The sequence below is a fragment of the Peribacillus sp. NPDC101480 genome (genome assembly GCF_050277335.1).
Classification (GTDB): Bacteria; Bacillota; Bacilli; order Bacillales; family DSM-1321; genus Peribacillus.
This window is the reverse complement of the sequence record NZ_JBNNSB010000001.1, coordinates 265,763-287,417: the sequence shown is the minus strand read 5'-3', so window position 1 is coordinate 287,417 and position 21,655 is coordinate 265,763. Positions and strand designations below refer to the sequence as shown.

19 protein-coding genes, 3 pseudogenes and 1 riboswitch are annotated in these 21,655 nt (G+C 36.8%); of the genes and pseudogenes, 12 read left to right on the top strand and 10 right to left on the bottom strand.

The genetic code is table 11. The annotated features are described in order from the left end of the window. Nucleotides 1–177 precede the first annotated feature (177 nt). The 6 genes and pseudogenes from ACQKMF_RS01510 to ACQKMF_RS01485 all read left to right on the top strand — a co-directional run bounded on the left by ACQKMF_RS01510 (nt 178) and on the right by ACQKMF_RS01485 (nt 4,352). Nucleotides 178–1,548: an MFS transporter gene (locus ACQKMF_RS01510; RefSeq protein ID WP_427571513.1), complete on the top strand. Its 1,371-nt coding sequence runs from the start codon at nt 178–180 to the stop codon at nt 1,546–1,548. Nucleotides 1,549–1,621: 73 nt separating this feature from the next. Further along, nucleotides 1,622–2,473, top strand: coding sequence for an aldo/keto reductase (locus ACQKMF_RS01505; RefSeq protein WP_427571511.1), 852 nt, complete (start codon nt 1,622–1,624; stop codon nt 2,471–2,473). 18 nt (nt 2,474–2,491) lie between these two features. Then, a complete protein-coding gene (locus ACQKMF_RS01500) occupies nt 2,492–3,238 on the top strand; it encodes an SDR family oxidoreductase (protein WP_427571509.1) in 747 nt (248 codons plus the stop codon). A 95-nt stretch (nt 3,239–3,333) separates the two neighbouring features. Continuing rightward, nucleotides 3,334–3,408: pseudogene (locus ACQKMF_RS01495) on the top strand (MerR family transcriptional regulator); the annotation flags it as partial. A 15-nt stretch (nt 3,409–3,423) separates the two neighbouring features. After that, nucleotides 3,424–3,657, top strand: coding sequence for a hypothetical protein (locus ACQKMF_RS01490; RefSeq protein ID WP_427571507.1), 234 nt, complete (start codon nt 3,424–3,426; stop codon nt 3,655–3,657). A gap of 62 nt (nt 3,658–3,719) precedes the next feature. After that, on the top strand, nt 3,720–4,352 hold the full coding sequence (locus tag ACQKMF_RS01485) for an NAD(P)H-binding protein (protein WP_427571505.1): 633 nt from the start codon (nt 3,720–3,722) through the stop codon (nt 4,350–4,352). A gap of 201 nt (nt 4,353–4,553) precedes the next feature. Here ACQKMF_RS01485 and ACQKMF_RS01480 read toward each other — a convergent pair. Beyond that, nucleotides 4,554–5,083: pseudogene (locus ACQKMF_RS01480) on the bottom strand (dihydrofolate reductase family protein). A gap of 212 nt (nt 5,084–5,295) precedes the next feature. Between ACQKMF_RS01480 and ACQKMF_RS01475 the strand changes: the two are divergent. The 3 genes from ACQKMF_RS01475 to ACQKMF_RS01465 all read left to right on the top strand — a co-directional run bounded on the left by ACQKMF_RS01475 (nt 5,296) and on the right by ACQKMF_RS01465 (nt 8,476). Beyond that, a complete protein-coding gene (locus tag ACQKMF_RS01475; protein ID WP_427571503.1) occupies nt 5,296–6,222 on the top strand; it encodes an NAD(P)-dependent alcohol dehydrogenase in 927 nt (308 codons plus the stop codon). A gap of 260 nt (nt 6,223–6,482) precedes the next feature. After that, nucleotides 6,483–6,950: a hypothetical protein gene (locus tag ACQKMF_RS01470; protein WP_268937692.1), complete on the top strand. Its 468-nt coding sequence runs from the start codon at nt 6,483–6,485 to the stop codon at nt 6,948–6,950. Nucleotides 6,951–7,325: 375 nt separating this feature from the next. After that, nucleotides 7,326–7,429: riboswitch (purine riboswitch) on the top strand. Nucleotides 7,430–7,606: 177 nt separating this feature from the next. Then, the gene (locus ACQKMF_RS01465) at nt 7,607–8,476 is read left to right on the top strand and encodes a 5'-methylthioadenosine/S-adenosylhomocysteine nucleosidase (RefSeq protein WP_427571501.1); all 870 of its coding nucleotides are present in this window, start codon (nt 7,607–7,609) and stop codon (nt 8,474–8,476) included. A gap of 125 nt (nt 8,477–8,601) precedes the next feature. Here the strand turns inward: ACQKMF_RS01465 and ACQKMF_RS01460 are convergent, their stop codons facing one another. From ACQKMF_RS01460 to ACQKMF_RS01450, 3 genes are all read right to left on the bottom strand, one after another. Then, nucleotides 8,602–8,973, bottom strand: coding sequence for a hypothetical protein (locus ACQKMF_RS01460; RefSeq protein ID WP_101223516.1), 372 nt, complete (start codon nt 8,971–8,973; stop codon nt 8,602–8,604). A gap of 164 nt (nt 8,974–9,137) precedes the next feature. Next, nucleotides 9,138–9,863 carry a ZIP family metal transporter gene (locus ACQKMF_RS01455; protein ID WP_101223227.1) on the bottom strand — a complete coding sequence of 242 codons (726 nt, stop codon included), beginning with the start codon at nt 9,861–9,863 and terminating at the stop codon, nt 9,138–9,140. A gap of 156 nt (nt 9,864–10,019) precedes the next feature. Further along, nucleotides 10,020–10,358: a hypothetical protein gene (locus tag ACQKMF_RS01450; protein ID WP_034309801.1), complete on the bottom strand. Its 339-nt coding sequence runs from the start codon at nt 10,356–10,358 to the stop codon at nt 10,020–10,022. Nucleotides 10,359–10,563: 205 nt separating this feature from the next. Between ACQKMF_RS01450 and ACQKMF_RS01445 the strand changes: the two genes are divergently transcribed. Further along, the gene (locus ACQKMF_RS01445; protein WP_101223517.1) at nt 10,564–11,058 is read left to right on the top strand and encodes a L,D-transpeptidase family protein; all 495 of its coding nucleotides are present in this window, start codon (nt 10,564–10,566) and stop codon (nt 11,056–11,058) included. Between the two features lie 66 nt (nt 11,059–11,124). On the opposite strand, the pseudogene ACQKMF_RS01440 reads toward ACQKMF_RS01445, so the two are convergent. The 3 genes and pseudogenes from ACQKMF_RS01440 to ACQKMF_RS01430 form a co-directional block, all read right to left on the bottom strand. Then, nucleotides 11,125–11,739, bottom strand: a pseudogene (locus tag ACQKMF_RS01440) (ATP-binding cassette domain-containing protein); the annotation flags it as partial. Next, nucleotides 11,738–14,155 carry a DEAD/DEAH box helicase family protein gene (locus tag ACQKMF_RS01435; RefSeq protein ID WP_427571498.1) on the bottom strand — a complete coding sequence of 806 codons (2,418 nt, stop codon included), beginning with the start codon at nt 14,153–14,155 and terminating at the stop codon, nt 11,738–11,740. The pseudogene ACQKMF_RS01440 and the gene ACQKMF_RS01435, both read right to left, overlap by 2 nt. After that, on the bottom strand, nt 14,148–14,474 hold the full coding sequence (locus tag ACQKMF_RS01430) for a nucleoside triphosphate pyrophosphohydrolase (RefSeq protein WP_098937319.1): 327 nt from the start codon (nt 14,472–14,474) through the stop codon (nt 14,148–14,150). The genes ACQKMF_RS01435 and ACQKMF_RS01430 overlap by 8 nt, the downstream gene beginning before the upstream one ends. A gap of 119 nt (nt 14,475–14,593) precedes the next feature. On the opposite strand from ACQKMF_RS01430, the gene ACQKMF_RS01425 reads away from it, so the two are divergent. Then, nucleotides 14,594–15,007 carry a (deoxy)nucleoside triphosphate pyrophosphohydrolase gene (locus ACQKMF_RS01425; protein WP_427571496.1) on the top strand — a complete coding sequence of 138 codons (414 nt, stop codon included), beginning with the start codon at nt 14,594–14,596 and terminating at the stop codon, nt 15,005–15,007. 5 nt (nt 15,008–15,012) lie between these two features. Here the strand turns inward: ACQKMF_RS01425 and ACQKMF_RS01420 are convergent, their stop codons facing one another. Then, nucleotides 15,013–17,823 (bottom strand): DEAD/DEAH box helicase, encoded by a 2,811-nt coding sequence (locus ACQKMF_RS01420; protein WP_427571494.1) that lies wholly within the window; start codon nt 17,821–17,823, stop codon nt 15,013–15,015. 383 nt (nt 17,824–18,206) lie between these two features. On the opposite strand from ACQKMF_RS01420, the gene ACQKMF_RS01415 reads away from it, so the two are divergent. Then, nucleotides 18,207–20,303 (top strand): GmrSD restriction endonuclease domain-containing protein, encoded by a 2,097-nt coding sequence (locus ACQKMF_RS01415; RefSeq protein WP_427571492.1) that lies wholly within the window; start codon nt 18,207–18,209, stop codon nt 20,301–20,303. Nucleotides 20,304–20,571: 268 nt separating this feature from the next. Here ACQKMF_RS01415 and ACQKMF_RS01410 read toward each other — a convergent pair whose 3' ends face one another. Both ACQKMF_RS01410 and ACQKMF_RS01405 read right to left on the bottom strand, forming a co-directional pair. Beyond that, the gene (locus ACQKMF_RS01410) at nt 20,572–21,081 is read right to left on the bottom strand and encodes an ankyrin repeat domain-containing protein (protein WP_427571490.1); all 510 of its coding nucleotides are present in this window, start codon (nt 21,079–21,081) and stop codon (nt 20,572–20,574) included. Nucleotides 21,082–21,259: 178 nt separating this feature from the next. After that, the gene (locus ACQKMF_RS01405; protein WP_427571488.1) at nt 21,260–21,646 is read right to left on the bottom strand and encodes an immunity 22 family protein; all 387 of its coding nucleotides are present in this window, start codon (nt 21,644–21,646) and stop codon (nt 21,260–21,262) included. Between the last annotated feature and the right edge of the window lie 9 nt (nt 21,647–21,655).

Sequence of the window (21,655 nt, the reverse complement as noted above, 5' to 3'; positions counted from 1 at the left end):
ACAAGGATATTTATTGGGTGGCTAAGTGTCAAATGCGATCCATCTCTACAATGGCAATCTTAATTATCTTCGTTTTTTATTTAAGAATTTCTTTCACCTTTTTTAAACTTTTCTCTTGTCTTGAAGTGAACTCCAAGGTTTAAAGTGATACATGTAATTGAAACGGAGGAAAGAAAAATGGTAAAGAAGGCGAAAAACAAATCCATTATTTTAGGTATTATTCTTATTAGTTATTTCGTTATTGTTTTAGATATATCTGTAGTAATTACTGCTTTACCTAAAATTCAAGAATCACTTCACTTATCTCAAAGCAATCTAACTTGGGTTCAAAACACTTATACATTAATTTTTGGTGGTTTGTTACTGCTTGGTGGACGTGCCGGAGATATTTTCGGGCGTAGAAGAATGTTTATACTTGGATTAATTATCTTTGGTTTGGGGTCACTATTAGTTGGTACAGCGCTGAATGCCGTTTGGTTAGTTATTGCACGTGCACTTCAAGGTGCTGGTGCGGCACTTCTTGCTCCATCCACGCTTGCATTATTGATGGATAACTTTGAGGAAGGTGAAGAACGTACGAAGGCTGTTTCTTATTATGGTGCAGTTGCTGGTATCGGGGCAAGTGCCGGTTTAGTTCTTGGCGGTATTTTTGCCAGTTGGTTATCTTGGCGTTACGCATTTTTCATTAATGTACCAATTAGTATCGTCATGTACATTCTAACGAAAAAGCATATCAAGGAATCTGCTACTATTGCAGGAAAATTCGATATAGCAGGGACAGCTACTTCTTTATTGGGGATTGTGGGACTTGTTTATGGAATTGTAACCTTAGAGATTCAATTAATGATTGCTCTCATTTCTATTGCCGTGGGAGGAATTTTACTTATTACTTTTGTATACACGCAAAAACGTGCAGATCAACCAATCATGCCACTCCGTCTATTTAAGAGTGGTGAACGCAATGGTGCGTACTTAGCACGCATGCTATTCTTGGGTGCCATGATGGCATTTTGGTTCTTTATAACTCAATTTTTACAATCTATCTATGGATTTTCACCATTACAAGCCGGTATAGGATTCTTTCCAATGACAGTCGCTAATTTTATTTCAGCTATGCTTGTGCCGCTTTTTACTCGAAGCTTTAACAATGGTCGTGTTCTACTATGCGGTCTAATAATTACAACGATCGGCATGTTCTGGTTAAGTTTTGTTTCTGGTAATAGTAGTTATATTGCTAGCGTTGCACTTCCAATGATTTTCATTGGTTTCGGGCAAGGATTATCACTTAGTCCTTTAACTGCTGCTGGTATTGCTCATACTGAAGCTAGTGATGCTGGAGCTGCAAGCGGTGTCGTAAACGTAGCACACCAAGTTGGCGGATCACTTGGTCTTGCAATTTTAGTAGCAATTTCAAGTATAGCAGCCAGTAGCGGATTAGTAACTCAAGTAAATGTCGCATTAAAAGGCGGTAGTGTCATGCTGTTTTTTGCAATTATTCTTGTAGTTGCACTGATACTTCCAGTTATTAAGAAAGAAATAAAAAATTGAATATGTCTCCTTGCCTTGGAGTGAACTCCAAGGTTTATACTGAACTTCACTTAAAAGAAAGAAGGTAAAAAATATGGAATATGTGACATTAAATAATGGCGTGAAAATGCCACTTAACGGTTTTGGGGTATTCCAAATCCCTGATCTTCAACAGGCAGAAGAAAGTGTTCTTACAGCAATTAAAGCTGGTTATCACTTGATTGATACAGCTGCAATTTACATGAACGAATCAGCTGTGGGTAATGCAATCAAGAAAAGTAGTGTACCTCGTGAAGAATTATTTGTCACTTCAAAACTTTGGGTGAATGACACAGGCTATGAAGCGACAAAAACAGCATTTGGGAAAACGCTTGAACTCATGCAGCTTGATTACCTTGATTTGTACTTAATCCACCAACCATATGGAGACATTTATGGCTCATGGCGTGCACTTGAAGAACTTTATAAAGAAGGGAAAATTCGTGCAATCGGTGTAAGTAACTTCCATACTGATCGTTTGGTTGATTTAATTCTTCATAATGAAATAACTCCACAAGTGAACCAAATTGAAGTGAATCCTTTCTTACAGCAAGAAGAAGCTTTAAAAGTTCACCAAGAATACAATGTAGCTGTACAAGCTTGGGCTCCGTTTGCAGAAGGAAAAAACGGTCTCTTCACAAATGAAGTGTTAATTGAAATTGGTAAAAAATATAACAAATCAGTCGCTCAAGTTGTCCTTCGATGGCTAATCCAGCGCGGAATTTCAGCTCTTGCTAAATCCGTTCATGAAGAACGTATCGCTCAAAATTACGATATTTGCGATTTTGAATTAAGCGAAAACGATATAAAAACAATTGCCACACTTGATACAAATAAAAGCAGCTTCTTCTCACACAGAGATCCAGTGATGGTAAAAGCACTTGGTTCAATGAAAGCAGAACGTTAAGAATTGGAGGAAAATAAAATGATAGAACCTAACAAAGTAATCGTTATTACAGGAGCATCATCAGGTATTGGCAAAGCAACTGCAAAATTATTAACAAAACGCGGAGACAAAGTTGTTCTCGGTGCTCGTCGTGAAGAACGTCTTCAAAAATTGGCAGACAAAATCAAAGCTGAAGGCGGCGAAGTAATTTACGCCAGCACTGACGTAACAAAACGCAGTGACGTTGAAGCTCTCGCAAAACTCGCGGTAGATACTTTTGGACGAATCGACGTTTGGTTAAACAACGCTGGTCTTATGCCCCATTCAACATTCGATAAACTTCATGTGGACGAATGGGAACGAATGGTCGACGTAAATATTAAAGGTGTCCTTTACGGAATCGCAGCTGGTCTTCCAATTATGCGTGAACAAAAATCTGGTCACTTCATTAATGTTTCTTCTGTTGCCGGTCACCAGACTCACCCAGGTGGCGGTGTATACAGTGGTACTAAATACGCAGTACGTGCGATTTCTGAAGCACTTCGTCAGGAAGAAGCTCAGGCAGGAAGCAATATCCGTGTGACAATTCTTTCACCAGGTGCCGTAGCAACGGAATTGCCAAACACAATTACAGATACAGACCTTAAAGGCGGTATCGATTCACTTTACAGTGCAGTGGCCATTCCAGCTGAACGTATTGCTGAAACAGTAGCCTTTGTAATAGATACTCCTGAAGATACTGCAATGAATGAAATTATTATTCGTCCAACTATCCAATTACCTTAATATAAAAAACATAAGAAGGTGGATTTTACATGAACATCAAAGTTGTAAGTGAAAAAACTGGTGTGTCTGCTGATACGATTCGTTATTAAGAACGTATCGGCTTAATACCACCAGTAAAAAGAGATAAGAACGGTGTACGTGATTTAGACGATGAGGACATCCGTTGGATCGAGTTTTCCCGTCATATGCGTGAAGCAGGGGTATCCATTGAAGCTCTAATCGAGTACATTGAGTTGTTCAAAAATGGTGACGATGCTAATATCCCAGCTCGTGTGGGAATTTTATGTGACGAACGTGACGAGATGCAAAAACGTATTGATTTAATGCAAAGTGCACTCGATCGATTGAATTATAAGATTGATAACTATGAAAGTCATGTTGTTCCAGCTGAAAAAGGGCTTCGTGAATTTGATGAATGATAGTTGCACACGAAAAATCATTTTCGATGCTTCAACTATATGCGAAACGGAGTGAAGGATAAATGAAAGTTTTGATTTTAGGTGCAGCTGGTCAAGTTTCTCGTATGTTAACTGAACGCTTGCTCAATGAATCAGATACAGAAATCACTTTATATGCGAGACAGGCAAATTCTCGTTTAAAAGTATCTAGTGAACGAGTAAAAATAATCGATGGTGACTTTCATGATAAATCTAAACTTGTCGAAGCAATGTCTGAAATAGATATTGTTTATTTAAATGATATGCGTGACGCTCAAGCAACACAATCTATTGTTTCCGCAATGGATGAAGCTGGCGTAAAACGTCTCATTGGTGCAACAGTTTTAGGTATTTATGATGAAGTCACTGGTGCATTTGGCCGCTGGAATGATGCAATGGTTGGATCCAGTGCACCCTTATACAAATCTGCAGCCAAGGTAGTCGAAGATTCAGACCTTGATTACACACTACTACGTTTAACTTGGCTTTACGACCAAGAAGGTAATGAAGAATATGAACTGACAGAAAAAGGTGAACCATTTATAGGTGCACAAGTTACACGTCAGGCTGTATCTCGTTTGATTATGGATTTACTTGCTGATAACACGAAATATATTTGCGAAAGTTTAGGAGTCAGCGAACCAGAAACCGATTTTGAAAAACCGTCTTTCTATTAGGTTGTATTCAAAAAAGGGAAATTCTTTATAACAGAAAAGGTTACAGCTCGATGTGACCAGCAAGGCAAATTGGTCCAAAATGTAGCTTTAGAATAAAGATTGATTATAAATCCCCTTCCATTAACAGCAAATACAAAAACTCCATTTTTTTAAAAGTGGAGTTACTTTTTTTATCTAATTATGAATTTTTCATAAAGTCAATTATCCTTCATTAAGATGATAGCAAAGTTGAACAACGCCAGGGTAAAAGCTTTTTGTATCAACCAGTGTTAGGTTCAATCTCTCCTTTATGTCAACAAACAAAGGTTTTCCTTCCCCTAAAATAACAGGGTGCAGATAACCTAAATTCATCAACCAGCCCCAATCTTATAAAAGATGTAATAAGACTTGCCCCGCCATAAAGCCAGATGTCTTTACCAGGCTTTTTCTTTAATTTATTTACTTCTTCAACAATATTATCATTTATGATTGTTACTTTATCATCAATGCTTTTTTTGTTTTGGAAAACATGAATTTTTCTTTGCCATGAACTAATTTCCAAATTTCTTTTTCAGTATTAGATACCTTATTTTACGGAGTATATTGTCCCCATAAAAAATAGTATCCATATCATTTAAGAAATAGAGTCCATAATGCACCAGTCAAACTTCTCCTTTCGGCCCTTCAATAAATCCATCTAAAGTAACTGCTAAATCTAAAACTATACTTCTCGGTCTTTCGTTAATGGCCATACTTTTATCTCCTTTGTCTTATAGAATGTCCCTTGTTATAAAATCATAAGGTTTCGACCGCTCAGCGTTACAGCACCTGACCGATGCCGGACAAATACCTAATGCTTTTAAGCTTCATACAAAAGTTTCTTCAGTTTCGTTTACATGTAGTTTTATAGTTCAGCATAAATCATAGTATTAAAAGACTGAATCAAAAACTAAGGAGACTTGCGATGAAAGCAATGGTATGCACAAAATACGGATCACCCGATGTACTGGAACTCAAAGATGTAGCAAAACCAACTCCCAAGGAAAACGAAGTTCTGGTGAAGGTTCATGCGGCAACAGTGGCTTCAGGGGACATAAGAGTCCGAAGCTTCAAGAGCCCCTTCTTATTATGGCTGCCGATGCGGATCTTTCTGGGGCTTAGAAAACCGCGAAAACCGATACTCGGAGTGGAGCTAGCCGGGGGGATAGAGGAAACAGGGAGCAATGTGAAAAAATTCAAAAAAGGCGACCAGATTTTTGCCATGACTGGAATGAATTTTGGGGCTCATGCCGAATACACATGCTTACCTGAAGACGGAGCAATCGCAATAAAGCCCGTCAATGTGACCTATGAGGAAGCCGCCGCCGTTTCTTTTGGGGGAACGACAGCTCTGCATTTTTTTAGAAAAGCCAATATCCAGGACGGACAAAAAGTCCTCATATACGGTGCATCCGGTTCTGTAGGGACTTCCGCGGTACAGCTTGCCAAATACTTTGGAACAGAAGTTACCGGAGTATGCAGTGCCGCTAATTTTGATTTGGTGAGATCATTGGGAGCCGATAAAGTGATTGATTACACAGAAGAGGATTTCACGGAAAGACAAGAGCGGTATGACATCATCTTTGATGCAGTCGGGAAAAGCTCAAAAGCCACATGCAAAAAAGCACTAACCCCGAACGGGCGATACGTGTCCGTTGAAGGACAAGGAATAGCAAAGGTACTCACGGAAGATTTACTATTTCTCAAGGAGCTATTCGAAACTGAAAAGATAAAATCGGTCATTGATAAACGCTACCCGCTGGAACAGATACCCGAGGCTCATAGATACGTTGAACTAGGACATAAAAAGGGAAATGTCGTGATAACTTTGGTTGATGATGATAAGCGCTGATAGCACTTTGCACACCGCCGCTTTTTAAGAACTTTTTATAACCAATGTTTCATTTTTCCGATAATCGGAAAACCAAACCTCATACTCCTATGGATTTTCCCGTAGGAGTTTTTGCATTTAGTCCTAAATATTAATTTACACCATCTAGGTATTCTTAACTATAAATCTCTATTATTTTTAATGGTTTTAATATAGCATGGTAAGCATAACCTTAGTTTCCATGTAATAATAAAAATTGTGATAGGATATGATGGTAAAATATGGACAAGTTATCCAATAGCGTAAAATTTGAATATGAGTTTACAACTGATAAAGACTCTATTCCCTTTGATTTAAGGCATTCTCCTGCCGTTGCATTAAGGGTTGAGGGGATTCTTACAATTAAAATAAATAATGATATATATTTCCAAGCGGATATTGCATTGTTAGAATTTTATCTCTATTTACTAAAATGGGTACAAACAAACAAAAAAGGTAGGGACGTACAAGAATTCAAATATTATTCTTTGGAATTTGATGAAGATGAAGCAATAATTTCTTTACTTCCCTTTGGAAATAGCGCAAGACTAGCATCCATTTGGGAAGTGAATAAATTATACAATGTTTTTGAATTAAGCTATATAGTACAAAAGCTCACCCAACTTACAAACAGGCTTGGGAGGGATATTGAAAATCATTATGATATTCAAATGAATACTTTCATAGGGAAAGTACCTTTAAAAGGTTAACTATTTTAATAAAGAATTAGAAGCTTTTTGGCCTCATCCCTATATGGTTCGGGATGAGGCCATTCCCCCCCCTCTCCAGACTATAGTCAAACTAGATGAATAGTCAGTTTGACTATATTTTTTTATTTTAAAAACGTTCCAGTTGATTGGAGCGGGTGTTCGAGACTCCTGCGGGAGAAACGTGTCCAAGGGAGACCCCGCAGGCGCAAGCCGAGGAGGCTCCACGACCGCCCGCGGAAAGCGAGTGCCTGGAGTGGAAATCAACGTTATTATCGAATTAGACCCCCTTAAACACGAACATTAAATTATATTTATTTTTTAATGTTCACTTTTTCCATTGATTATCTATCGTTTATTTGTTATATTAGCAAAGTAATAATCGTACATATCATTACTCGTATATGCTCGGAAATATGGTCTGAGCGTTTCTACCTGGTTCCCAGTGAAAGAACTAGACTACGAGTTAAAGTATTCGGCCGCCCGCTTTTTGAGTAGCTAATGATTTAGCATTGGCTTCATTTTTGCTTAATTATCTATACTTTAACTATCGTAGGTCTAGTATGCAGTAATCATTCTGCGGTTCTGGACCTTTTTCTTTGACCACAACTGCGAGTGCTTCAAACAATCGGATAATTCGTTTTAAGGAGAGAAAAATCATGTTAAAAAAGTACACTCTATTAGGAATCATTACATTACTTTTCGTGTCGGTAATTGCAGCATGCAGTTCTGCTTCCAAAAATGAAACGGTCGAAAAAAAGACTCAAAGGCCTATCATGATTCAAGGTCCAATGCCAATTGAAGCTGAAAATTTCGCGAAAAGGTTAAAAAACGTTAAAGAAGAAAAATCAGGAGATTTTGTATTTTATATTGGAACTTTAGACAATTATCCTGTAATCGTTGCCAAAACAGGTAAAGGGATGGAAAATACAGCTGCGGCTACAGCAGTGGCAATTGAAAGATATAACCCTATTGCCATCATCAATCAAGGGACATCAGGTGGACATGACCCAAGCTTAAACGTTTTTGATATTGTTTTAGGAGAAAGAACGGTAAACCTAGGTTCATTAAAAACGGCAGATAAAGCTGAAAACGAAGGAATCGATCCAACCATATGGAAACCAATGGACCTAATGGCTTCTGAAGGAAGTGCAGGAGAAGATCCTAATGCTGAAAAACCACGCTTCTTCGAGGGAGATAAGGATTTACTCGCAGCTGCTCATGCAGTTAAGGATACCTACACAAAAGGTAAGATTGTCGATGGTACTATCGGTTCTGCAGACGTTTGGAATAATGAAGTGGATCGGATTAAGTGGTTCCATACGAAATATGGTACATCCGTGGAAGAAATGGAAGGAGCTTCGGCAGCACAAATCGCCAAAGCTTACGATGTGCCCTTCTTAGGCATACGAGTGCTATCCAATAATAAAGTGAACGGCGGTAAATATAACCCTAATACAGCAGCAGCCAATCAAGAATATGTGTATGAAGTGGTTAAAAAATATATCTCTGCGATGCCAAGCAAATAAGAGCGGGCTCGGAGCATATATAAGAATTAGAATCTTTTTGGTCACCTATCCCTATAAAAAAATAAAAGAAGAGCACATATTATATACGATAATATGTGCTCTTCTTTTATTCGCGGATGCCCAAATTAGCGGACTATTGATTCTTCCTCCTTGCAAAAGGTTAAGCTGAGACTATTCAATGTGTAAAGTCTAGCGGTGAAAATGAATAAATCGCTGTAGTTATTTTCAACGTACTCTTCAATGATCTCCATCCCTTTTCTGAATCTATCAACTAATAAATGCGTGTAGTTTTCATCCCAGGTAAACCGATTGATTCGTTTAAGTTCATCTGCCAATACTTGAAATTTAAACTCGTCAACAAGAAGCTTCAATTGATACAATTTATCTTTATTTAAACAAAAGCAGTTGTTTTCATTTTCATGATTTTCCCGGACAAATGTAATGAACCCTTTTAAATTATCAGCTAACATATTCGCTATTTGCATCTCGAAGTTCATTTCTAACATCTCCTCAATGTCTAAAAATCTATATGAAGAGTGTATGATTTGAAATGATATTTTAACACCAACAATTCTTTTTTCGAGATAGATTCCTTGTGCATTTCCTTCTATGATAGAATTTTCACAAAAAAAATTGCCCCCTTCCTTCCAAGGGGACAATCTCACATCGAATCCAGAACCAAAGATATAAGCAGGCCGGCAGCGGTGAATATGCCCGTGATCGGCCCTCCGTCTTCATATGCTTCAGGCATCATCGTTGAGGCAATCATGGCGATGATTCCCCCGCCTGCAAAGGCTGCCATCGCTGCCAGGACATAGTCCGGGGCATGATCGAGGAATAGATAGCCCGACATCGAGGATAATGCCGAAATGATCAGGACGGAAAACCACAGCAGCATGATTTTCTTCTTGGAGTAATCACTTTTGAGCAAACCTGTTGTACTTGAGAGCCCCTCCGGAATATTACTGATGAAGATGGCAATGACCAATAGCCAGCTTACCGAGCCACCGCTTATTAAGCTTGCGCCGATCATGATCGACTCCGGTATGGCATCCATCACGGTTCCGATGAAAATGGCTAGGCCCGCTTCCTTCGAAGAGTTATTATTGGACCGTTTCCTTTTATCCGCACCTTTTTTGGAAATAAGAAAATCCAAGGCAGTAAACACGCCGGCCCCTGCTATGAATCCGATCCCCGTCGCCCAGATTCCACCATCACTCACCGAATCAGCAAGCAGCTCATATGCCGCGGCACCAATCAATACACCCGTACCAAAAGCCATGATATAGCCAATGATGTTTTTCTTGATCGGTATGAAGATTGCGGCAAGTGCGCCAAGCAGGACGGCAGAACCCGAAACCCCTCCCCAAAAGACCGCATTCCACATAGAACTCCCCCATTTCCTTTTTATAGGATAGTGTACCCGGGTTGATGTTAGGGTAAACAAGGGGGCGCTTTTGGCAATTCCAGCAAAAAAAAGCAGTTATATTCGCTGCCATGGTTTTTGTGTATAGAATGGTAGAGTATCCTGCTCCTCGCTGCCTTATATGACTGATATTTGCGGTTTTCCTTCTTCTCTTTCACTAACCTTTTCGATTTTATCGACAAACATTTGAAAAACCTTTCTCTTTTCTTCCAGCTCTTTTATAGACTCTTTCAATTCGTTCAATTTTTGTTCAAAAGGTTTATGATAGAGCTCGCGGATGTTTCGAATAATTTCATCATTTATAGTGGATTGTACAACTTGCTTGGTGATATTGAATTTATAGGAATAAACCTGAAGGTCACGCTTAACTTCTTCATACTCTTTTTCTATCCCATTTAATACATCACTAATTTCTTCATTCCATTCGATTAAAGCCTTTTTCACATGTTCCTCCACCCTTATTCCCCCTCTTTAACTAACAAAAAAATCTTCTCCATAAAAACTTATTTTATCAAATGTTCATTTCGGTTTCTTTTCGGCTTAGTTACTTAACATATAAGTTTTATTAAAAATAGATAACAGCTTACGACGAGTTACGAAACACTTTTGAAAAATCACATAGAATGAAACATGACAACTATAACCTATGGAGGTGTTCAGACTGATTCATACAGTTAAACCAGGTGAAACACTGACACAGATATCCAGGGACTACCGGAAACCGCTATCGGCAATCATCGCTGCTAACCCGACAATAAACCCAAATGTCATTTATCCTGGTCAACCCATCATGATCCCTGGTTTTCCTCCTGCTGATACCATTCCATTTCAGATCGATGTGTCCGTTAATAATCGTAAGCTAAGGCTGCTTAAAAATGGAGTACTGCAGAAACAATATCCAATCGCCGTTGGAAGAATGCTGTTCGGTACACCAGTAGGACAATTCATCATCATTAATAAAGCCCCCAACCCCGGAGGCCCATTCGGTACAATGTGGATGAGTCTATCCAAGGAGCACTACGGCATTCATGGAACGAATGACCCCAGCTCGATTGGTAAAGCCGTCTCAAAAGGCTGTATTCGCATGCATAATCGGGACGTGGAGGAATTATCAAGGATTGTTCCAATCGGGACACCGGTTACGATTCATCCTTAATGTGCTTAGTTACTCTTATATAAATAAGCCGACGGAATTGTTCCATCGGCTTATTTTGCCATAATCTTAAAAATCACACTTGAACCAATTTTTCGCCTGAAGTTGATACTGAATATCGGCAACATGCTTTATGAACGCTGAATCATGGGATACAAATATGATCGTGCCTTCATATCCAGCTATGAATCGTTCCAATGCTCCAATGGCAGTAATATCCATAAAGTTGGTCGGTTCATCCAATAACAGAATGTTGTATTCCCCTAAGAACAACTGACAAAGCTGGAGGCGAATCGCTTCTCCGCCACTTAAGGACTGAACGCTTTTCAGTATATCCGTCCCAGTAAACTGCATCGAATGCAGGACGCTTCTTAAAAATCCTTCATCATATTCTGAGCGATTCTCCAGGAATTGCAGAACCGTTTCATCACTGGAAAATCTATAGCTCATTTGACGGAAGTAACCCATTTTTGCTTTTGGAGAAACCGTTAAACCGGCACCATTATTCGCAATATGATGCAGCAAAGTACTTTTACCGCTGCCGTTGCTGCCTGTGATGGCTATTTTGTTACCGAGCGGCAGCTGAAAACTCACTTCATCCAATAATACTTTCTCCTTCACTTGAAGAGTCAGTCGGTCCGCCATTATCGGGAACTTATTATGCAATTCCAATTGCTTTGTTTTATTTAGCCTTCCGCTCAAAGTGATAATGAAGTCGATATTCACAAATATCCTTGGTCATACTAAACAGAACCCTCTGGTTTTCTGGTCTGACATCAAAGTTCAGCTTAAAAATATCATCTTCGTAAGTAATTAACCCATTAGAGCTGCCGCTCCACTTAGACATAGGCATAGACGAAATCAATTTACTAACTCCTGCTTTATCGTAATTCCATAGCTTTTTAGAAGATTTGTCAGCAAAGTCGATTTGTTTTCGATACTCTGTTTCTGTTAAGTAGCTATGAAAAAATGGTGCTGCTTCCTCAGAAGTGATTGGCTTGAACCAACTATACTCTCCACGCTCTAGCATCGCTAGCAGAACGACCATTTTATAACTCTTTGCCATACTCGTTTTCTCTACTTCCAATAGCCATTGTTCATAGCGATGAAAGATTTCGGATTCACTTTCTGAAAGCTCATTAGCATACTCCAAGAATCCATAATATGAAGAGAATTCCTGACGATAATGCGGGGATTCAGAGGCACCTTTTAGATGTAGTTGTAAATAAGAAGGTCTCCTTCCTAATTCCTGTTTTAATATGAGATAATCATTTACTAATTTATCTCGTCTAGGCTGCTTCTTTTTCGCCATTTCCTTTAAGAGATTAATAACATGAATATCTAATTCTATATCACATAATTCAGGAACAACCGGCTCAATGGTTTTCGTCTTTTTCTTGCTCAAATCTGTATCAAACAAACTTAATTTAACATCTGCATTTCTATAATTACCGATTAAATCAATAATAACGCAATGATCCTTGGAGTCATGTAGTCTTAGCCCTCTGCCAATCTGCTGGGTAAAGACCGTTAAAGATTCTGTTGGCCTAACAAATAAAAGCGTATCAACAGCCGGGATATCGACTCCCTCATTGAATAGATTGACCGTAAAGATAATATCGAGGGCTCCAGCTGCAAGCTGACTTATTGCATCATCTCTATTTATGTCTTTTTTCCTTGAATGCAGACTAATTGCCCTAAAACCCTTTTGATTAAAAAAGTCAGAAAGAAAATCTGCTTGCCTAATGGATGAACAGAAACCGATTGTCCGTGTTTTTCTTTTGTCCTTCCACGCATTCAATACTTTTTGAGCCATCTCATCCTGTAATTGAAGCTGTAGCAACTCATTTTCATCATACCGATTTCCGAGCCAAGTAATCTGACTATAATCTGTATCATCATACACACCAAAATATTTAAACGGAGCTAACCAATTCCGTTGAATAGCCTCAAGGAAATCCATCCGGAATGCTACATTTCCATCACAGATAGCATAAACATCCTTGTTATCATTTCGATCAGGTGTGGCCGTGATTCCAAGCAAAAATTTAGGTTTGAAGTAATCTAGTACCCTTTGATAAGATTCAGCCGCTGCATGATGAAACTCATCGACGATTATCAAGTCAAATTCTTCAGGATCAAACACTTGAAGATGCCGCTGCATGCTTAACGTGTAAATCGAAGCAAAAATGGTATGTCCATGCCTCTCCTTCACCTTGCCATTATAAATAGAAAAGCTCTCTGCCGGCATAACCGTTTGGAATGACTTCCTAGCCTGATATAGAATTTCTTCAAGATGAGCAATAAACAGCACCCGTTTGAAATTGCGCGCAAGGAACCCGGCTAAATATGTCTTTCCTAATCCGGTGGCCATCACAACTAACGCCTTATCATAATCTTCTTCCATTGTTTTATTTAACTCTTCTAATGCTTCAATTTGTGCAAAGCGAGGATAGATTTCCCCATATGGTGCAGATGGTTCATGAATAATCTCCGTTGTTGGAATAGACTCATCAACATCACTTAGAAGCATTAAATCCATTTCCTCTGTTTCCGTCCACTTTTGAGGAAGATTTGGATTATTTATATGAAACTTCTCATAGCTTTCTTCATAATTCTTCGACGTTTCTTGATTTAAAGAAATTGTTTGATCACTATAAAACGTTTCTAAAAATAGATGCAGTCCTTGAGAAAATACTTCTTCATCATCACTAACAGAAAGACTCCATTCCACTCCATTACTTAAAGCAGAACGTGAAAGATTGGACGAGCCAACAAACAGGCTATCTTGGTTTTCTTTTTGAAAAAGATAAGCTTTAGGATGAAAGGACACCCCATTACTCTTCCATAATCTGACCTCAATCCTTGAATCAATCTCTAATAATATCCTTAATGCTTCTGGCTGGGTCACAAACAAATAATCGCCTGTACACACTTTAATTTCCGCTCCACGTTCAGCAGCTGCTTTTAATGCTTCTCTCAAGTATTGAACACCAGATTTCATCACAAAAGAGGTCAAAATACAAATAGAAGAAGCAGAATCAATCTGCTTCAATAGGTGTGTCCCTAAGTGACCGGCAATTAATTGGACCTTACTCATCTTCAACCTCAATTAGATAAATCTTCTCCTTAAACCCCCCGCGTTTATCTGCTTTATTCTTCCTTACTTTCTCCACTTCCTCAATAGAAGCTCCATGATACTCAGCCAAAGCATGAAGGATTTCTAACACATCCGCCAACTCTTCAATCGCTTCCTCTTTACTTTCTGTCTCTACATATTCCTGTAACTCTTCAAAGCTCTTCTTTTTCAATTCTTCTATGTATTCCTTCTCATTTAACACTTTTGTTGTAAACTTCTTACCTGTAGCTTCAATCACTTCTGGAATCCGATCACGGACTAATTTATTGTGGACTGGCATAAAGTGGCCTCCTTCAAAGTTTATCTTACAATTATATCACTTACCCAAATTTTGTATTTATAACAAACCCCACTTAATCATGATATTATTTAATCATAGCAAACCTATAGGAGGATAACATGAAAAAGCAAGTTAAAGTAGTTGCAGCCATTATTGAAAATGAAAAAGATGAAATATTATGTGCGTTACGCTCTCCAGATATGAGCATCCCGAACATGTGGGAATTCCCAGGTGGAAAAGTAGAAAAAGGCGAAGATATTTTTACTGCATTAAAAAGGGAGATTGATGAAGAATTACAATGTAAAGTTGAAACAGATACTTCAATCTTTAATGATAATACGCATGAATATGAAACCTTCATCATTAACCTACTGTCTATAAAATGTAGAATCATTGGAGGTACCCCAACAGCCAATGAGCATTCTAAACTTATATGGTTAAAGCGCGAGAATCTAAGCTCTCTAAAATGGGCTCCTGCTGACATTCCAGCAGTGGAACAATTGATCAATGAAAAAAATAGTCTTCTCAAATGAGAAGACTATACTCTTTTAGTGAACTCAGTATATAAGCTAGCCGGAACTTCATTCTCTAATTCCATTGTAACGGTAATTGGCTTTTCCCCTTCATATTCCACCGTGTTACCCTTACCGATATAAATATAAGGTTCTGTCTTTCCGTCTATTTCTTTATACTTTCTAATAAATAAATGTAAATTTATCCCTCTATCCTGATTGAATACAATATTCTTTCCTCTCTCAGAACTTGGGGCAGTACTATTTGGAGTCTGCCATTGAAAAATGCGTTCATTTATAAATTCATCGTGGTAATTAATGCTCTCTTTAATATCTTCTTCCTTGTGCAGATCAATAAATAAGAAATAGTCATTTCCATTTGAAAGTAGACCAGAACCCCTAAAAGCACTGTGGCTTTTGCGATAATTTGAGAGTAATGCAGCATCAGCCATTTGATATTGTTCATACAGCTTCAAATGTGGCACACCATAGTAGTCTTCTTTAAATTCTTTTTCATATCTAAAGATTCCATAAATGATCAAATCTTCGATATACGTCCTATATTCTTCATTCTGTAGAACCTTTTGATAAGAAGTTGTCTTAGTTAAATGACCATTTTCAAGAGCAAATAACTTAAAGTTCCTCTTTTTCTGACCAGGATCATAAAAATCCTGATTTAGACACTGCAAGGTATGCAATACGCTATCTTCATCTACCTCTTTAACCAACTTCAATATCTCACGTTTTGCGGTTTCTAAAGAAATCTCATCATGATCCAATAGATATTTAGCAATAGCAAATTCATACACTCGCTTTAAAGGTAACTTACTCGATAGCTCCCTTAATACTCCTTCAAAAGCTTCGTCTAGTAATATCCTTTTCAAGGAATCTTCTTTTTCTACCTTTGCTACAAATTGCAAATAGGTTTTATCTCGATTAATAAACTTAATCGGATCTGGAGCTCCATCAAATTTCATATAATCCATTAATAATAAGGGAATTTTACCTTGATTCATTTTCTTAAATTCAAAGTACTCTTCCTTCAAATACTTCAAAGAATTAAAGTTTTCCTTATCAATCTGCGCTAATATCCGTTCTTCAGAGATCTTATCCATTTGAATATGCGTACAACCTGGAATATTTGCAAAGCCAGTCGCTATAGTAACCTTCAAGCTCTCTTTATCATAATATCGACTACCATTCAAAGCGATGGCAATTAAGAACGTTTTACTATGATTCCCGATGAAATCAAGTACCGTTAGGAAAGTCTTGTCTTTATGTTTACGAAGGCCTCTTCCCAGCTGTTGAATAAAAACAATCGGAGAATTAGTAGGTCTTAACATTAATACGGTATTTACTGAAGGAATATCAACACCCTCATTAAAAATATCAACCGTGAAAATAAATTCTAAATCATCATGGTCATCTTCTAACTTATTTATATAATACGATCTCTGCTCGACTGAATCATTACCAGATAAACAGATACTTTGAATACCTCTACTATTAAATTCTTGTGCCATATATTGTGCATGTTCAACGGTTACGCAAAAACCTAGACCTTTTCTTTTTTCACCGTCATGGCCATAGAAATTCATATTCTTAATAATAAAGTCGACTCTCTCGTTAACCTTTAATCTCTTCGTTATCTCCGCTACATCGTCAATATCTACATCACTTAAATCAATTCCCTCAATGTCGGTAATACCAAAATAATGAAAGGGAATAACCAGTTCATCCTCTAAAGCCTCATGTAAACGAACTTCTAATGCAACATTATTATCAAATAGGTCAAAGACATTTTGTTGATCGCTTCTCTCTGGAGTAGCTGTCATCCCTAAAATAAATTGTGGGTCGAAATATTCTAGAACGGCTTGATAACTAGGGCTTGTTGCATGATGGGCCTCGTCAAAAATAATATAATCAAATTCGTCTCGTTTAAATTCCTCGTAACATTTAGACATAGTTTGAATGGTAGAAAAAATATAATCAGCATTTTTTTGCTTTTGATTCCCAGTCAGTAAACCAAATGTCAGTTTTTCATTAGGAAGGAGCTTTTCAAACGTCTCTTTTGCTTTTTTTAATATTTCTTCTCTATGTACAATGAACAGTAATCTTTTAGGCTTGAATCCTTTTACGTCAAAAGCAGACATATACGTTTTACCCGTACCTGTTGCTGCTATAACTAATGCCTTCTTTTCCCCAAACGATCTAATTCTTTCAAGGTTTTCAACCGCACGTTTTTGCATGTTATTAGGAATGATATATTCAGAGCTTTCATAAATAAATTGCTGTGTATTCGTATAGCCCTTTAATTTACTCAGAAACTCTTCATACTTACTAATAAAATTGTCATCCGCTATGACACTACTATTCCATAATCCATCATATTCTTTTAAAACATCTTTCAGAAATTGAGCATCCTCTTTAGCAATAATCTCAACATTCCACTCAATATTACTCTTAAGTGCACTTTGAGTAATATTAGAAGAACCAATAATCACCTTATAACTATCCTTAAATTCAAAAATATACGCTTTCGTATGAAAACCAATCGCCTTATCTGTTTCAAAAATCTTTAAATGGATATTACTAAACTCATTTATTTTCTTTAAAGCCTTCGCTTCAGTAAAATTCAGATAAGTAGAAGTAATAATCTTCCCCTTTACTCCCCTTTTTTCGGCGTTCTTAAAAGTATCCAACAACAGCTGAAGACCACTATAATTAATAAATGCCACGCTGAAATAAAACTTTTCACACTCATTTATAGAAGAGATTAACTCATTTAATAAATTACCCTTGTCTGAATTGACAATTAGCTTTTTCTCGATGCTCAATGATTTGCTCCTGACTGTGGTTATATAAGAGAATGTTTCAGATATCTCAAGATACATTGAATAATTTGTCGAACATTAGTGCTTAGATAATGATAGCATAGAATTTTATAAAAATAGTTTTTAAGGCCAGGTGCAAATATTCCCAAATAATCCCAAAAATAAATGTTAAGTTTTCTCAGGAATAATTTCTTTTGTATACCATCACTCTATCACTTATAAATACGGTTCACCTTATCACATTACCTCCCCTGCTCCCTAAATAATTATCGGCAACTATAAGTCTAAAATAAACCTGATGTTTCAACCCTCATCCTGTTTAATTATACCCAGTATCCATATTTGGTTATAATATGTAGTATGTAAAGAAAATTGGAGGTACATTTATGAAAGCCACCGAGACAAACTTTTTACAATTTCTAAAAGGGCCAAAGCAATTCGTTATTCCGATTTATCAACGGACATATAGTTGGACAAAAAAACAATGTGCTCAGTTATGGGACGATATTGAACGAATCTCTGAAGATATGAATCTATCAGCACATTTCTTGGGTTCAATAGTTTATGTTGAGAAAGGTTTATATCATGTAACTTCTGTGCCCCAACTTTTAGTAATTGATGGTCAGCAAAGATTAACAACCTTAAGTCTAATATTATCTGCGTTTTCTGAGGTAATGGAAGAACAGATTAAAACCTGTGAATCCATTACCTCAAAGAAAGTCCGTAATTACTTCCTATTTAATGCTGAAGAAGATGATGACACCCAGTATAAGCTATTATTAACCCAAAAAGATCGTCAAACTTATATTGATTTACTTGAAAGAAATGAATTCGAGGATGATTATTCAAAAAGAATTGTAGAGAATCAGATGTACTTTAAGGATAAGATAATGAAAAGTCAATTAACTTTGGATGAAATTTATCAAGCTCTTAATAAACTTATTGTTGTGGATATAGCTTTAGATCGTGATAAAGATAACCCCCAATTAATCTTTGAGAGTCTCAATTCCACAGGGCTTGATTTATCGCAAGCTGATTTAATTCGAAACTATTTCCTGATGGGGTTACAACCAAAAGATCAGGAATACCTATACAACAAATATTGGTATAAGCTTGAAATGAAGTTCGACAAACTACCTGATACAAGCGATTTTGACCGCTTTATTAGGGATTATATAACACTTAAAACAGGAGTAATACCCAAAATTGGTTTTGTATACGAGGCATTTAAATCCTATGTAACTGAACATGCTCACCTATCAACTGAAGAAATAATTGTTGATGTTTATTCTTATGGTCAATATTATGTAAATCTTAATTTGCGTGATAAAGATCCCGTTCTTGAAAATGTATTTCGTGATATACGTGGACTTAGAGTGGATACTGCAAATCCATTCTTAATGCAAGTCTACAATGACTATATACAAAATATTATTAATAAAGACGAGCTAATTACTGTTTTTAGATTAGTTGAAAGTTACGTGTTCAGACGCGCAATTTGCAGTATCCCAACAAATTCGTTAAATAATACATTCGCATCTTTGTCAAAAGAGATTGATAAAACTGACTACTTAAATAGCTTAAAAGCAGCATTTATATTTAAGACATCCTATCGGCGCTTCCCATCTAATGAGGAATTTCGTCGGGACTTATTAATTAAAGACCTATACAACTTCAGGAATCGTACTTATCTGTTACGAAAGCTGGAAAATCATAATCGAAAAGAAATTGTTAATGTTGAAAATTATACTATTGAACATATAATGCCACAAAACAAAAATCTTTCAGTTGAATGGCAAACAGCTTTAGGATCAGATTGGGAAGCAATCCAACTTTCTTACCTTCATACTTTAGGCAATTTAACTTTAACTGGATATAATTCTGAATTAAGCGATCGAAGTTTTTCTGAAAAATTATCTCTTGTAGGCGGCTTCAAGGATAGCCCATTATGGTTAAATCGTAGCGTTTCCAAATTTTCAACTTGGAAAAAAGAATCGATTGAAGAAAGAGCAAATATCCTAGCAGAACGAGCAGTTACTGTCTGGCAGTCTCCGACTCTTTCCGAAGATGTTTTAAAACTATTTAAGAAAAACGAAAATGAGTCAAAATCAAAAACAGATTATTCAATTGAACATCATGCCAATGCATTTAGTTCTGAAACCCATAAGTTATATGACTTATTAAAAACCCGGATCTTAAACATAGATAGCTCCGTACATGAGGAAGTAAAGAAATTTTATATTGCCTTTAAGTATGGGAATAGAAATTTCGTAGATTTATTACCAGCAAAACAAACTATAAAGATTTGGCTAAATTGTAAATTCGGTGAATTACATGATCCTGATCATCTTGGAAGAGATGTGACAGATATTGGCCACCGGGGAAATGGAGACATTGAAATCAGCTTAAAATCTGAGACTGATATAGAACTTATTATGGACCTTATTCAGCAGTCATTTTTATTAAACTCTGATTCAGAATAAATTTGCAAATCTGTGCTCTAGTTTAAGAAGTTAGTCTTGATTGATATTCATTTCATTTTAGATTCAGTAACCTTTAGTCTTTAAAGAAATAAAAAGTGACCCTTCTTTCCGGAAGGGTCCTTTTAATAATAAAGAATAATTTTCTTTCATCAGCGATCAAGTCTTTATCACACTCTCTTTTTTTATTTGCATCATTTACTGCCTTTTAAACATGGGGTTTGTATTTACCTATAGCAAATACTATTAACCAGAAAGTCTCTTTTCTTTTCTATTCTTTTTCATCCATCTTCAGCTTTAAATAATCAGCAATTTCTGTTTGCCCAAATTCTCTAGCATATTCATATGCATCCATATTCTTTATACTCTCTCCCGTATATCTAATTGAAATATCTATTCCATTTTCAACTAGAAACTCCACAACTTCTTTATGTCCACCATAAATTGCTCCAAATAATGGATTTCTTTTTGCTAAGTTCTCATCTAATTCAGCGCCAGCCTCTATTAAATACTTTACTATCTCCAAATGCCCCGCACCTGCTGCCAAATTTAATGCCGAAGCATCAAATGTACCACCTCTAGCATCAATATCTATCCCTTTAATAATTAGGTACTCAACCATTTCAAGGTGTCCCTTCTTGGCAGCTACATGTAACCACGTACCAAATGGTGTCATTGTATGTAAAGATTCTGGATTATCGCCTATTAAACGTTTTACTTCATTAATATCACCAAGCTTAATAGCATTTCTTATAGTTTTATTTAGACTTTTTTCATCCATAACATTACCTCCTGTATTTCTACTAACTTGTACTAGCTATGTCTCCTAAATCGTCAAGAGCTTCAACAGCCCTTAACCGATTCACTACTTCCTAGAGCATCAATACTATGTCGTCCTATTACGGCATTGACATAAAAAACCTTGAAAAGCTTAAGCTAATCAAGGTTTTTTATCTAAATTACAAGTATTCTACTGCACCTAAAAACTCTAAATTACTATTATTAATTGTAGTTTTCTTTTTTATTCCCTCATATTTAAAGTTGTATAAAAGAATTACAACATTATACTGTCTTGGCAACTGTGCGCCACACAATGAAGAAAATTTAGGAATAATGTCATCATCGTAAGAGAAGCCTTCTAATAATCGACTAAGCGAGTTATCAGCTTCATCATAAAAATCTGCTTCTCTAACAGCGTCGTCATATCTATCGATGCCAAAGCTTCGAGCAAACATTGTTGGAATAAAATCCCCATCCTCTGTATAAGAAATTTCAAGTAAATTGTCTAATTCCTCTGATGTGTTAATATTCCCTACCCAAAATGATACAAATCCTTCTTTTTGCATAAGCTACCT

What these genes read in the sequence shown, in the direction of transcription:
- ACQKMF_RS01510 (WP_427571513.1), top strand. Translation starts at nt 178, where the DNA reads ATGGTAAAGAAGGCGAAAAACAAATCCATTATTTTAGGTATTATTCTT.
- ACQKMF_RS01505 (WP_427571511.1), top strand. Translation starts at nt 1,622, where the DNA reads ATGGAATATGTGACATTAAATAATGGCGTGAAAATGCCACTTAACGGT.
- ACQKMF_RS01500 (WP_427571509.1), top strand. Translation starts at nt 2,492, where the DNA reads ATGATAGAACCTAACAAAGTAATCGTTATTACAGGAGCATCATCAGGT.
- ACQKMF_RS01490 (WP_427571507.1), top strand. Translation starts at nt 3,424, where the DNA reads ATGCGTGAAGCAGGGGTATCCATTGAAGCTCTAATCGAGTACATTGAG.
- ACQKMF_RS01485 (WP_427571505.1), top strand. Translation starts at nt 3,720, where the DNA reads ATGAAAGTTTTGATTTTAGGTGCAGCTGGTCAAGTTTCTCGTATGTTA.
- ACQKMF_RS01475 (WP_427571503.1), top strand. Translation starts at nt 5,296, where the DNA reads ATGAAAGCAATGGTATGCACAAAATACGGATCACCCGATGTACTGGAA.
- ACQKMF_RS01470 (WP_268937692.1), top strand. Translation starts at nt 6,483, where the DNA reads ATGGACAAGTTATCCAATAGCGTAAAATTTGAATATGAGTTTACAACT.
- ACQKMF_RS01465 (WP_427571501.1), top strand. Translation starts at nt 7,607, where the DNA reads ATGTTAAAAAAGTACACTCTATTAGGAATCATTACATTACTTTTCGTG.
- ACQKMF_RS01460 (WP_101223516.1), bottom strand. Translation starts at nt 8,973, where the DNA reads ATGAACTTCGAGATGCAAATAGCGAATATGTTAGCTGATAATTTAAAA.
- ACQKMF_RS01455 (WP_101223227.1), bottom strand. Translation starts at nt 9,863, where the DNA reads ATGTGGAATGCGGTCTTTTGGGGAGGGGTTTCGGGTTCTGCCGTCCTG.
- ACQKMF_RS01435 (WP_427571498.1), bottom strand. Translation starts at nt 14,155, where the DNA reads ATGAGTAAGGTCCAATTAATTGCCGGTCACTTAGGGACACACCTATTG.
- ACQKMF_RS01430 (WP_098937319.1), bottom strand. Translation starts at nt 14,474, where the DNA reads ATGCCAGTCCACAATAAATTAGTCCGTGATCGGATTCCAGAAGTGATT.
- ACQKMF_RS01425 (WP_427571496.1), top strand. Translation starts at nt 14,594, where the DNA reads ATGAAAAAGCAAGTTAAAGTAGTTGCAGCCATTATTGAAAATGAAAAA.
- ACQKMF_RS01415 (WP_427571492.1), top strand. Translation starts at nt 18,207, where the DNA reads ATGAAAGCCACCGAGACAAACTTTTTACAATTTCTAAAAGGGCCAAAG.
- ACQKMF_RS01410 (WP_427571490.1), bottom strand. Translation starts at nt 21,081, where the DNA reads ATGGATGAAAAAAGTCTAAATAAAACTATAAGAAATGCTATTAAGCTT.
- ACQKMF_RS01405 (WP_427571488.1), bottom strand. Translation starts at nt 21,646, where the DNA reads ATGCAAAAAGAAGGATTTGTATCATTTTGGGTAGGGAATATTAACACA.